The sequence below is a fragment of the Paenibacillus sp. FSL P4-0127 genome, assembly GCF_038007325.1.
GTDB lineage: Bacteria > Bacillota > Bacilli > Paenibacillales > Paenibacillaceae > Fontibacillus > Fontibacillus macerans.
In genome coordinates this window covers 472,980-485,447 of record NZ_JBBOWY010000001.1, presented here as the reverse complement: position 1 = coordinate 485,447, position 12,468 = coordinate 472,980, and the positions used below count along the sequence as shown (strand labels likewise).

The following is a 12,468-nucleotide window of genomic DNA, read 5'->3' as shown; positions in this document are numbered from 1 at the left end:
CGTGATCAAAAGCTGATTTTTGAACTACCTTTAAGAAGTGAAGGAGTTGGCTCCATGAGAACACCTATTATTGCCGGGAACTGGAAGATGTTCAAAACGGTTTCCGAAGCAAAAGCTTTTTTTGAAGAGGTAAAAGGAAAAGCGGAAGTTGCGGGCGTAGAGAGCGTGATTTGCGCTCCGTTCACCAACCTTCCGGCTTTGGTGGAAGCCGCAAAAGGAACGTCGATCAAAATCGGCGCGCAAAACATGCATTTTGAAGACGAAGGGGCCTTCACCGGCGAAATCAGCGGACGTATGCTGAAAGAACTCGGCGTGGACTACGTCATCATCGGGCATTCCGAGCGCCGGGCTTATTTTAGCGAAACCGACGAGATCGTAAACAAAAAAATCCATGCCGCGTTCAAACACGGTTTGACTCCGATCCCTTGCGTCGGTGAAAAACTCGAAGAGCGCGAAGCCGGCAAAACGAAAGACGTCGTAAAGGTGCAAACCGAAGCGGCGCTTCAAGGACTGACTGCGGAGCAAGCAGTGCAGGTCGTCATTGCGTATGAGCCTATTTGGGCCATCGGCACAGGCAAATCGTCCACTTCCGCAGACGCGAACGAAGTTATTTCCTACATCCGCAGTTTGGTTAAAGGATTGTATGGCGATGATGTAGCAAGCAAGATCCGCATCCAATACGGCGGCAGCGTGAAGCCGGAGAACGTGAAGGAATATATGAGCCAAAGCGACATCGACGGCGCGCTCGTCGGCGGTGCCAGCCTGCAGCCGGCTTCTTATGTTCAACTCGTTGAGGGGGCGAAGTAAATGGCTGCTCCAAAACCTGTAGCATTGATCATCATGGACGGTTTCGGACTTCGCGACACGGTGGAAGGCAATGCCGTGGCGCAAGCCCATAAGCCGAACTACGACCGTTATCTGAAGCAGTATCCGAACACGACCCTGACGGCTAGCGGCGAAGCGGTGGGCTTGCCGGAAGGCCAAATGGGGAACTCCGAAGTCGGACACCTGAACATCGGCGCCGGCCGGATCGTGTACCAGGATTTGACCCGGATTTCCAAATCGATTCGCGAAGGCGAATTTTTCCAAAACGAAACGTTGGTGAATGCGGTTCGCAGCGCCAAATCCAAAGGCAAGAAGCTCCATTTGTACGGGCTTCTGTCCGACGGCGGCGTGCACAGCCACATTGACCACTTGTTCGCGATGCTCGAGCTGGCCCAAAAAGAAGATATGCACGAAGTATACGTGCATGCCTTCCTCGATGGCCGCGACGTGGCGCCGGACAGCGCGAAAGGCTTCCTGGAGAAGCTGATCGCCAAGATGAACGAAATCGGCATCGGCAAAATCGCTACGGTGCAAGGCCGTTACTACGCGATGGACCGCGACAAACGCTGGGACCGCGTGGAGAAATCGTACCGGGCCATGGTTTATGCCGAAGGACCGAAATATACGGACCCGATTAAGGCCGTCACCGAGTCCTACGAGAAATCGGTATTTGACGAATTCGTTATGCCGACCGTGATCGTCGACGACAAAGGCGAGCCGGTTGCGCAGGTGGAATCCGGAGACTCCGTCGTCTTCCTGAACTTCCGTCCGGACCGGGCGATTCAGCTCTCCAACGTGTTCACGAACAAGGATTTCCAAGGCTTCGACCGCGGACCGAAATTCCCGACGGACCTGCACTTTGTGTGCCTGACTCTGTTTGCGGAATCGGTTCAGGGCTACGTAGCCTACAAACCGAAGGATCTCGACAACACGTTTGGCGAAGTGCTCGTGCAGCACGGCAAGAAACAGCTGCGCATCGCCGAAACGGAAAAATATCCGCACGTGACGTTTTTCTTCAGCGGCGGACGCGACGTCGAACTTCCGGGGGAAACGCGCATCCTGATCAATTCGCCGAAGGTCGCGACCTATGATCTCAAGCCGGAAATGAGCGCCTATGAAGTCGCCGAGGCTTGCGTGAAAGAGATCGAAGCGGATAAACACGACGCGATCATCTTGAACTTTGCCAACCCGGACATGGTCGGCCACTCCGGCATGCTGGAGCCGACGAAGAAAGCGGTCGAAGTGACCGACGAATGCGTCGGCAAAGTCGTTGACGCCGTTAAGGCGAAAGGCGGAGTCGTCGTGATCATCGCCGACCACGGCAACGCCGACATGGTGTTCGACGAGCAAGGCCGTCCTTACACCGCGCATACGACCTTCCCGGTTCCGTTTATCGTGACCGACGAAAACGTTGTGCTGCGCGACAAGGGCATCCTCGCCGACGTGGCGCCGACGCTGCTTGACCTGATGGGGCTGCCGCAGCCGCCGGAAATGACCGGCAAGTCGATGATCGCCAGCCGCAAGGCATAAGCCAAACTGGTACAACAAACTGTATACTTAAAATATTAAATTAAAATGCGTGTTCAAAAAGTGCGGTTTTCAGCACCGAGATTCGATGCCGAATTACTTCTTGATTCACTTCGTGATCAAAAGCGGACTTTTTGAACTACCACTAAAAAAGGAGACTGTATACCTATGACAATTATTTCCGAAGTATACGCACGCGAAGTCCTTGACTCCCGCGGCAACCCTACGGTTGAAGTTGAAGTTTACCTTGAGTCCGGCGCCATCGGACGCGCTATCGTTCCTTCCGGCGCTTCCACCGGCGCGCACGAAGCCGTTGAGCTTCGCGACGGCGACAAATCCCGTTACCTGGGCAAAGGCGTATTGAAAGCCGTTGAGAACGTCAACGAAATCATCGCCCCTGAAGTAATCGGCATGGACGCGCTTGACCAAATCGGCATCGACAAATTGATGATCACTTTGGACGGTACGCCAAACAAAGGCAAACTCGGCGCCAACGCCATCTTGGCGGTTTCCATGGCCGTTGCCCGCGCGGCCGCTGACGCTCTCGACCTGCCGCTGTACGCATACCTCGGCGGATTCAACGCGAAGCAGCTTCCGGTTCCGATGATGAACATCGTAAACGGCGGCGCGCATGCCGACAACAACGTCGACGTGCAAGAGTTCATGATCCTGCCGGTTGGCGCTCCTTCTTTCAAGGAAGCTCTCCGTACCGGTGCGGAAATTTTCCACAACCTGAAATCCGTGTTGAAGGATAAAGGCTTGAACACCGCGGTTGGCGACGAAGGCGGCTTCGCTCCGAACTTCGCTTCCAACGAAGACGCGCTGTCCTCGATCATGGAAGCTATCACGAAAGCCGGCTACACTCCGGGTAAAGACGTATTCCTGGGCATGGACGTCGCTTCCACCGAGTTCTACAAAGACGGCAAATACCATCTGGAAGGCGAAGGCAAATCCTTCACTTCCGCGGAATTCGTTGACCTGCTCGCTTCCTGGGTAGACAAATACCCGATCATCACGATCGAAGACGGCTGCGCCGAAGACGATTGGGAAGGCTGGAAATTGCTCACGCAAAAACTGGGCAGCAAAATCCAACTCGTCGGCGACGACCTGTTCGTAACCAACACCGAGCGTCTGGAAAAAGGCATCAACGAAGGCATCGGCAACTCGATCCTGATCAAAGTAAACCAAATCGGTACGCTGACCGAAACGTTCGACGCGATCGAAATGGCGAAACGCGCAGGCTACACCGCGGTTGTCTCCCACCGTTCCGGCGAATCCGAAGACAGCACGATCGCCGATATCGCCGTGGCTACGAACGCCGGCCAAATCAAAACCGGTGCGCCTTCCCGTACGGACCGCATCGCCAAGTACAACCAATTGCTCCGCATCGAAGACCAATTGGCCGATTTGGCTCAATACAACGGCTTGAAATCCTTCTACAACCTGAAACGTTAATCGCAGAAGTTGCGAAAAGACCCGCCGAACCGATCGGCGGGTCTTTTTGTTCTCAAGTCTGGATTTCTTCGTGATTCCAACGCAAAGCAAATTTGCGGAGCGGCTTGATGACGATAAGGTCCATCCCCAGAATCGCCACGATGCTCACGAACGTCCAGGCGAACACTTTGGCGGTGTCCAGGTTCACTCGCGCAAAAGCGAGCGAGTAGCCGATCCCGTTGTCGGAGCCGAGCAGCTCTGCCATGATCGTTGTCCGGACGGCGGACCCTGCGGCCAGCGAAACGGCCGTAAAAATCGGCACGGCCAGTCCAGGAATGACGATGTGACGCAGTTTTTTCATAGGACCGATTTGATAAACCTCCGCCATTTGCAAGAGCTGCCGGTCAATCCCGCGCCATCCGTCGGCCGTGTTAAGGTAAATGCTGGGGAAAACCAGCAAGGAGACCACAAATACGGGCACCGTCGCTCCCGTGCCGAACCAGACCATGGCAAGCACCACGAGAATGATCGGCGGGATGCCCATGAGCAGGGATAGGAAGGGACGCATCGCCTCGTAAACGATACTGAAAATTCCCGCCAGCAGCCCAGCGGCAATCCCCGCGGCCGTTCCGCAGAAGAAACCGGCCAACATCCGGCCTCCCGAAGTTAGCAGTTGCCGGGCCAATTCGCCGCTGCGGGCCATTCGCGCAAGCGCCCGCAGCGTTTCCAGGGGTGAAGCGAACAAAATGTCCGGCAGGGATAAAGAAATCCACTGCCAGACGCCGATGATGACGAGCACGGCTAAGCATTTTACCCCAAACGAGCGTTTGCCCGGTTTATTTATCGTAATAGAACGCATCATCCGGCAGCTTGCCTCCTATGATGTCGGGGGAAAGCGAAGACAGCTCGGTGAAGAAAAACTCCAATTCCTCCCTCGCGTCCTTGGCGGAGACGAATTCAAGATTCAGGGCAGGGATCAATGATTCGATGAACGCCGGCTCCAATCCTTCCTGGTACTCGGCGATCATTTTCGCGGCTTTGTCCGGGTGTTGGTTGAGAAAAGTCACCGATTCTTGAAACTGCCGCTGCAGGCTTTCCACCAGTTCCGGCTGATTTTTCACCAGTTCGCCCGACACCAGAATGCCGGCTTGCGGAATTCTGGCCCGTTTTCCGGTTGCTTTCGCCCATTCCTCCTGCAAACTCATGATTTTGGCCGTTCCCTCGATTTTCTGAACGGCCATCGTGGCCAGGTGCTCCGGAATGACCGCATATTTTGCCTTCCCGGCGGCCATCAGGCCGACCAGTTCCTGCGTTCCGGCCACATACTCGATCCGGATGTCCTTCTCCGGGTCAAGGTTGTTTTTGCGAAGCAAATAACGGAAGACGAGGTCCGGCATGTCTCCTTTCAGCGGCACGTGGATCGTCTGTCCGCGTAAAGTTTCCCAGCCTCCTCCCGTTTCATTTTCAGGGCCGACGACATAGAGAATGCCCCAGACCAGCGTGTTCAGCAGCTTGACGTCTATGCCGCGGTTGTACAAATTGCTGCCGACATAGGTAGGCACGGCGGAAATATCGGCTTGCCCGCTGGAAATTCTGGCGCGCAGCTCATCCGGGGTTTTCCAGGGGGTATAAACGACCTCATCCGCGAAGGATGCCAGAGCTTGATTCTCCAAAATGTTGTAAATCGGTGCGGATATGGTAATCCCCAGCGGTCCCTGAACGGTCAGTTGTTGCATTTTCTGGGCTGCCGGTCCGGGCGGTTCCACTGCGGCAGTTCCGGCTGCCGATTGCTGTTGTCCATTTGCGTCTGGTTGCGAAGGAGCAGCGGACGGGCCTGAACAACCCGTGAAAATCATGGTTCCGGCAAGGAAAAGCGCCAGCAATGGATAAATGGCGGTAAACGTTTTTTTCATCAGGACCTCCTAGGATATTGATATCATCTTGTTTTTATACTGCCGGATTTGAGCCTCCGTGCGCTCCAGTCTCGGCACAGGGAAAATTTCTTCGTTTGCAAAAGCACGGTCCGGCGGCGAAAAGATCAGCACTCTATCCGCCAGCCGCGCCGCCTCCTCGGGGTCGTGCGTCACGTACATTACGCCGATCTCCCGTTCGCCGATCAGCCTTGCCATGTCATCCATCAGCTCACGTTTCAAGGCGGCGTCCAGGGCGGAAAACGGTTCATCCATCAAAATCATGTCCGGCTGCAGCGCCAACGCCCGCGCGATGGACACACGCTGCTTCATGCCGCCGGAGAGCTGCCGGGGATAGCGGTTTTCCGCTTGCTGCAGGCCTACTTTCCGCAGCGTGTGGCCAATGATTCGCTCGACGTCCGCTGTGTCAGCGGTTTGCAGCACAAGCCCGATGTTCTCCCCGGCGGTGCGCCACGGAATGAGCCTTGGCTCTTGAAAGATGTAGCCGATATGATCCGTATGCAGCCTAATGGAGCCGCTATCCGGCTGCGCCAGCCCCGCTGCCAGGTTAAGGAGCGTTGTTTTTCCGCAGCCGGAGGGACCGAGCAGGGCGATGACCTCTCCCCGCTGCAGCCGGCAGGAGAAGCCGGTGAAGACAGGCCGGCCGCCATACGTTTTTGCGACATTTGTAAACTCAATCAATGTGGTCATCCGGTGGCCTTTCCGCTAGGCTTTGGTCGAAACGCAGGTGATGTGGCCGTATAAGTCGCTGCTCTCGTCAAACAAGTTTATTAGGCGGAACAGGCGCTGCCGGTCGTCTTCGCTTTGCATCGCATTGGACAGGATGCGGATCATGCCTTCCCAGCCTTCGTCGACAATCAGCCCCTTCAAAGACAACAGGGACATGTTGCCCGTGACGCAAACCACTTCGCCAAAACCCGCTTGTCGAAACAGCTCTTCCCACTTGGCCGCCGTCATGGGCTGCGCGTTAACGTATATCGCTTTGCGCAATTCGTTCAGGCGTTGCTTCACGGTTTCCGTATCCGGTTCTTGCTGCAGCAGCAAATCGTGGGTCGCCAGCCGGCCTCCGGGTTTCAGCACCCGCAAGTACTCCGAGACCGCTTGCTGTTTCTGTTCATAGGTCAGCATGGTGAGCATCGCTTCATTAATAACAACGTCGAACGAGTTGTCGGGGAACGGCAGTGCCATGGCGTTGCCGATGACGAGCCGGACTTGTTCCTCGAGGCCGTGCTGCCTAACGTTTTCCTTTGCTTTATCTAAGCTTGGAGCGTGAAGATCAACCCCCGTCACCCGGCAGCCGTAACGAGAGGCGACTTCGATGGCGGTTGTGCCCATATTTGGCGCTACTTCGAGCACATGCGAATGCTCCGTAATCCGACAGGACGTTAAAATTCGCTCGGTTGCGGTTTTGCCGCCCGGACGAAGCCTGGTTTTACCGAGGGAAGCCAAAAAAAGATGGCCTGGAGACATATGTGGTTTCAATGTAGAAACACCCCTTTTGCGAAAATACAATTGATATTGATAATCATTATCATTAATATAGCGAAGAGGGCACCTTTGACGTGTGAGCTGAGTCACAATCAATGCGTCAGAGAGAAAAGTTTCGAGATGAGTGTTATCGCCAGAGACGAAAAAGGACCCTTGCAGGTAGATCTGCGAAAGGGCCCTTTGTACTCATATTCACATGTATTGCTATGTATATCATGTTGGCCTTCGCGATTCAGGCCTGAAATACTTTGATTTGTTCTTTGAGCTCGTTCATCAGCTGATGCAGCGATCCCGCCGATGTTTCAATGCTTTGCATAATGGCCGCTTGGTCCGAAGCGGAACCGGCTACGGATTGGGCGTTGTCCGCCGAATCTTTAGCGATGGTCAGCATATCCCCGATCGAGGCGGCGATTTCTTCGGTACCCGCAGAAATTTGCTCCGTCGTGGCGGAGACATCCTGGATTTGCGCCGATACCTGGTAAATGGATTGGCGGATTTGGCCAAACGAAACGCCGACTTTCTCCATGCTCGCGATGCCGTCGTTAATCTCGCGGACGCTTGTCTGCACGGAATTGGCAGCCTGGGATGTAGAGCCTTGGATAAATTGGATCAGCTCGGCGATATGGGAAATCGACTCACTGGTCTGTTCGGCCAGTTTTTTCACTTCTCCGGCGACGACGGCAAATCCCCGCCCTTCCTCGCCCGCACGGGCGGCTTCGATCGAAGCGTTCAGCGACAGCAGCGCGGTCTGGTTGGAGATGTCCGAGATGACATCGACAATCTCGCCGATTTCCTTGGAATGCCCGGCCAGCCGATCGATATCCTGCGCTGTTTGGTTGGCGGTGGTTTGAATTTGCGCCATCTGCTTGATCGCCGCCTGGATTTCCTCGTAGCCGCGCTCAACTTCGCTTGAGACGTTTTCGGCCTGCTCGGAAACGCTGCCTGACGCTTCGGCTATTTTTTGCACGCCTTCGGCCATTTCCTCCGTCGCTCTCGCCGACTGTTCGGCCCCGCGGAACTGGGTCTCCGTTCCTCCGGCGACCTCCCGGATCGCGGAAGTGATCTCCGCCGTCGCCTGCGACGATTGCCGGGTTGCGGCCAGCAGCTCGTCCGAAGCGGCGGCCACTTGGCCGATCGTGAGATCGATCTGTTTAACCATGCCGGCAAGCGATTCGATCATCAGGTTGATGTTTTCGCTCATCTCGCCGATCTCGTCCTTCGAGTGGACGGTTACCCGCTCGTTCAACTGCCCGCTTGCGACCTTTTTCATAACTCCAGAAATCGCCAGGATCGGCTTGACGATCAGGCGCGCAAGCAGGAAAGCGATGACTGATACGATCAGGGCCGTAACGACGACGATCGCGATGGATAACGTGCTGGCCCGATTCACTTTGGCGAAAATCTCGCTGGTCGGCACGGTGATAACCATTTTCCACCCGGTGCTCGGAATCGTGCCGAAGTAGGTGATCACTTCTGTTCCCGTCTCGTCTTGATACGTAAGGGAACCGCCCGGTTGGCCGAGAATCGCTGCGGTTGCATTTTTTAAAGCGGGGGTTTCGGCGTAATCGTTGATGTTCTTGCTGAAACGTTCGGCATCCGGGTAACTGAAATAAATCCCGTTGTTCGAGACGACGTAGCCGTAACCCGTATCGGCCATTTTAATGTTGTTGCTAAGCTGGGTCAGCACATCTGGCGTTATCGAAAAAGCGACGGCGCCGATAAACTGCCCTTCCTTATCATGAAGCGGCACGACTGCCGTGATGAAATATTTGCCCAGTGCCTCCAGGTAGTTCATTTCGGAAAAAGCCAATTTGTTTGTTTCTTTTGCTTTCAGAAAATAATCGCTTTTCGACATATCCGCGGTCATCCCGAGGTTGTTGGTGAGCTGGCCGTTTTTGTCGATGAGGCTGTAGCCTTCGGTTTGACTGTCGCTTTGCTCCAGTACGCTTAGAATCGGAAACATTTTCTCCGGATCATAGGACTGGAATTGCGGGTTCTGCTGGATGAGCTGCTCCACCGCCGATGTTTTGGACAAAATCCATTCATCGATCTTGGAGATGTTCATGTCCAGCGTCGTTTGCGCCAATTCTTCGCTGTCTTCTGTGGTCACGCCGCTGAAATAACGGATGAAGAACGAACTGGCGGCGATCAGGGGGATCAGGGAAGTGGCCAGAATAATGATCAGCAATTTCCGCTGAAACGCCCCGGATTTCCCCCGTGTTTTGGTTTGTAGTGCTTTGGTCTTCGACATAATGTCCCTCCCATACGTTTGAACTAGACTTACTTAAATCAATCGTACCACGGTTAAAAGTCGGAATTTGGCACAATTTCAAGAATATTGGGGAATTTTGGCCCAATTCACTGTCGCCTATCATGAGAAAATACATTGACGTGCCGCGAAATTTTGATCACATAAGCATTGTAGAAACATAAACCGCCAAACGGTTGTTATTCCTGTTACTCTATGGTAAAATGATAATGATTTGTTTATATATCAACTATGTAAGTCTTGGAATAGATAAGGATGTTCTCGCTTAGGAGGTGGATTGAATGGAAATTTTGTTGAAGGTTTTGCTCGTGATTTTCTCGATTGCCTTGACTGCAGTCGTATTGTTGCAGAAAGGGAAAAGCGCGGGTCTTTCCGGCGCCATCTCCGGGGGTGCTGAACATCTGTTTGGGAAAACAAAAGCTCGCGGCATGGATCTGGTTCTGGAACGCATTACAGTAGCCTTGGGGGCCGGATTTTTTATCCTGTCGATCATCGTCGCAGTAGTTCTTAGATAATTAACGAATATGCTAGGAGGCCCTTGTTTCCGCTTAGGAAACAAGGGCTTTTTTGCGTTTTAGCGAGGAGTAACGTACGACTTGCGAATTATATATTATTTGTCTATGTTTGGAATAAATAGTATAATAGTACTAAATACAGGGATTGGAGGTAGAAAAATGTACAAGCTGGTGACAACTCTTCAGGAAGAAGCGCTATTTCACACGATTTGGACGGAAGTTTGGATGGAAAAAGGGTTTGGGCTCGAATTTGCAAGCCAAATATTGGGCCGCTGTCTGGTGTATGATGAGGATGGAGTCCCGATCGGCACGGCGGAGATCAAACCGTATGATCCCGCCAAAGATCAGGGCCTAAACCGGCTCGTTGCGTTTGCGGAACACCCGGCGATCCTCGCCGAACCGGAGTACACCGCCGAAGTGGACAAGGTAGCTCTGCTGAAGGAGCACCGCGGTAAAAATCTGAACCGTCTGCTGTCGTCGATCGTGCTGTTTGCCAGAGACCATCATATCCGCCACTATGTGACGCTCCTGGATCCGATTTTGTCCCGGGCTTTGAAAATTTCCTTCCATGTTCCGATGTCCAAGGTGGGGACAAGCTTTTTTTACAAAGGAGCGAACGTGATCCCCGCAATCATTCATGTGGCTGAAATCTACGAAAACAAACCTCGCTTTGATTGGTATTTAGATACGCTTCCATTGTTAACTGCATAATCAGGAAAAGTCAAAGGCTTGCCCCTGGGGGCAAGCCTTTGGTTGTTTATATGAGGGCCTGGGCCTAATTATTGGAAAGCGTAACAATCAACCGGTCGAGATCCTGATAATGCTGTACAATCTCATGGATTTTGTTGTCCTGGGCTTCAAGGCCGGCCAAAATTTCCTCCGCGGCGGCCATATTTTGCTCGGTGCCGCCTGCGACGAGCAAAATTTCTTCCATGATGCTGGCGTAGCGTTCTTTCATATATCGTACCGACCGATCGACCTGATCCGATTGCTGATTTACGATTTCCGCATTGCCGGCAACTTTCGCCACATAGCTTTGCAGTTCTTTCGCTTCTTCTTTTCCGGCATCGATGGCGGTGAAACCGATGGAAATTTGCTCGGCAACGTTGTTGACTTGCTCCATGACGTCCTCAAGAATGTCGTTAATTCGGTTGGTTGATTGCCGGGAATTTTCCGCCAGCTTGCGAATTTCCGCGGACACGACGGCAAATCCCTTGCCGTGCTCCCCGGCGTGGGCCGCCTCAATCGCTGCATTCATGGCGAGCAGATTCGTTTGCGCCGATATCCCGTGAATCGTATCTACGATTTGTCCGATCCGCTCGCTTTGATCGCGAAGCCGCTGCATCTGGGCAACCGTGCCGGCTATCACCTGCTGCAGATGCCCCATATTTTCGGACAAAGCATTCATTCGGACGCCTGCGTCCTCCGTGGAATCCTGCATTTCCGAAGAAAGCTGCTGCAGCCTGGAGGCTATTACGGCTGCCTGTTCTACGGCATCATTCACCTCGTGCACCGATTGCGACGTCGCTTGGAGCCCCTGTGTCTGCTGATCCAGCGTCGCGGTAACCTCGCCGAAGGTAGCGGTGATCTCCTTGGAGATTTTCCCGGTGGTATTGACATTATCGCGCAGTCCGGTGCTGAGGCGGCCGAGCACTTCGAGCGAACTTCTCAAATGAGCGAGCAGCTCATCTCCGCGCTGTTTGGCTTCCTCCGTATCCTTCTGTTTGTGCAAGACTTCCTGCTGCAGCCGTTCGCTGAACCGTGCCGCAAAGGAGAGGGCGACGATGATGAAGATAAGGTATAAGAGCAGGTAGGTCAGCGGTTCGCGAGGGAACATATGATCGTGGTAAAACGGGATACTGTAAAAATAAAGCGTGAGGGCAATCCCGAGTATGCCGGAAAATACAATCGGCTTGTAGTTGGCATAAAGCGTCATCAGCCCGATATTGACATATACAAGCAAATAGGAGCTCATCAGCGGATTCGGGTCATGGTAAATGATCAAAAACGTGAGCAGCGAAATGACGGCGGGGACGATGAACATGACGAAGCGGGTGCCTTTGTTGGCGTAACTCATATAGGTGGCGATCGAGCAGCAGATGCCGCCGACCGCAATCAGGGAGATCAGAACGGTGCTGTCTACCCCGATCATCAGGTCGGTCAGCGCCCCAAAAGCGACCATAATCCAAATGATTTTGACGAATAGTTTGTTTCGTCTCTGCAAAATGAGGTTGCTATCCATGAATTTTTCATCTCCTAATAAATGGTATTACTATATTAATTTCGGAAAATTATGCTATGAAATGAAGAGTTTTGATAAATTTCGACCGTATAACTTGTGTGAACGTCGGCTATTTCTGCAACTAGAGTAAAGAAGTTGGGGGATTCGGCCGCCAACGGATGCAAACCGCTAAATTCGTGTATACTAGGGTATATACCATGTATGAGGCATTTCATGGAATTCATTTGCAAATAACAT

At 53.3% G+C, this 12,468-nt stretch carries 11 protein-coding genes; 5 read left to right on the top strand and 6 right to left on the bottom strand.

The window, feature by feature from the left end:
- The first annotated feature begins 54 nt into the window (after positions 1-54).
- The 3 genes from tpiA (at position 55) to eno (ending at position 3,807) form a co-directional block, all read left to right on the top strand.
- Positions 55-807: a triose-phosphate isomerase gene (gene tpiA / locus NYE74_RS01990; protein ID WP_036627077.1), complete on the top strand. Its 753-nt coding sequence runs from the start codon at positions 55-57 to the stop codon at positions 805-807.
- Entirely contained in the window at positions 808-2,355 is a 1,548-nt protein-coding gene (gene gpmI, locus NYE74_RS01985) for a 2,3-bisphosphoglycerate-independent phosphoglycerate mutase (RefSeq protein WP_036627075.1), read from the top strand. It abuts the gene before it with no gap.
- Positions 2,356-2,520: 165 nt separating this feature from the next.
- The gene (eno, locus tag NYE74_RS01980; RefSeq protein WP_036627073.1) at positions 2,521-3,807 is read left to right on the top strand and encodes a phosphopyruvate hydratase; all 1,287 of its coding nucleotides are present in this window, start codon (positions 2,521-2,523) and stop codon (positions 3,805-3,807) included.
- 52 nt (positions 3,808-3,859) lie between these two features.
- Here the strand turns inward: eno and NYE74_RS01975 are convergent, their stop codons facing one another.
- The 5 genes from NYE74_RS01975 to NYE74_RS01955 form a co-directional block, all read right to left on the bottom strand.
- Positions 3,860-4,648, bottom strand: a complete 789-nt coding sequence (locus tag NYE74_RS01975; RefSeq protein WP_051985792.1) for an ABC transporter permease — start codon at positions 4,646-4,648, stop codon at positions 3,860-3,862.
- Positions 4,623-5,699: an ABC transporter substrate-binding protein gene (locus NYE74_RS01970; protein ID WP_213510863.1), complete on the bottom strand. Its 1,077-nt coding sequence runs from the start codon at positions 5,697-5,699 to the stop codon at positions 4,623-4,625. Before NYE74_RS01970 ends, NYE74_RS01975 begins: the two co-directional genes overlap by 26 nt.
- Positions 5,700-5,708: 9 nt before the next feature.
- Positions 5,709-6,407 carry an ABC transporter ATP-binding protein gene (locus tag NYE74_RS01965; RefSeq protein WP_036627072.1) on the bottom strand — a complete coding sequence of 233 codons (699 nt, stop codon included), beginning with the start codon at positions 6,405-6,407 and terminating at the stop codon, positions 5,709-5,711.
- Between the two features lie 15 nt (positions 6,408-6,422).
- The gene (locus NYE74_RS01960; protein ID WP_227872966.1) at positions 6,423-7,199 is read right to left on the bottom strand and encodes a class I SAM-dependent methyltransferase; all 777 of its coding nucleotides are present in this window, start codon (positions 7,197-7,199) and stop codon (positions 6,423-6,425) included.
- Between the two features lie 238 nt (positions 7,200-7,437).
- The gene (locus tag NYE74_RS01955) at positions 7,438-9,456 is read right to left on the bottom strand and encodes a methyl-accepting chemotaxis protein (RefSeq protein WP_036627068.1); all 2,019 of its coding nucleotides are present in this window, start codon (positions 9,454-9,456) and stop codon (positions 7,438-7,440) included.
- A 299-nt stretch (positions 9,457-9,755) separates the two neighbouring features.
- Here NYE74_RS01955 and secG point away from each other — a divergent pair, with 299 nt between their 5' ends.
- Complete coding sequence (gene secG, locus NYE74_RS01950) at positions 9,756-9,989, top strand: preprotein translocase subunit SecG (RefSeq protein WP_036627066.1); 234 nt, start codon at positions 9,756-9,758, stop codon at positions 9,987-9,989.
- 159 nt (positions 9,990-10,148) lie between these two features.
- Entirely contained in the window at positions 10,149-10,700 is a 552-nt protein-coding gene (locus tag NYE74_RS01945; RefSeq protein ID WP_036627065.1) for a GNAT family N-acetyltransferase, read from the top strand.
- A 64-nt stretch (positions 10,701-10,764) separates the two neighbouring features.
- Here NYE74_RS01945 and NYE74_RS01940 read toward each other — a convergent pair whose 3' ends face one another.
- Positions 10,765-12,231 (bottom strand): methyl-accepting chemotaxis protein, encoded by a 1,467-nt coding sequence (locus NYE74_RS01940; RefSeq protein WP_036627063.1) that lies wholly within the window; start codon positions 12,229-12,231, stop codon positions 10,765-10,767.
- Positions 12,232-12,468 lie beyond the last annotated feature (237 nt).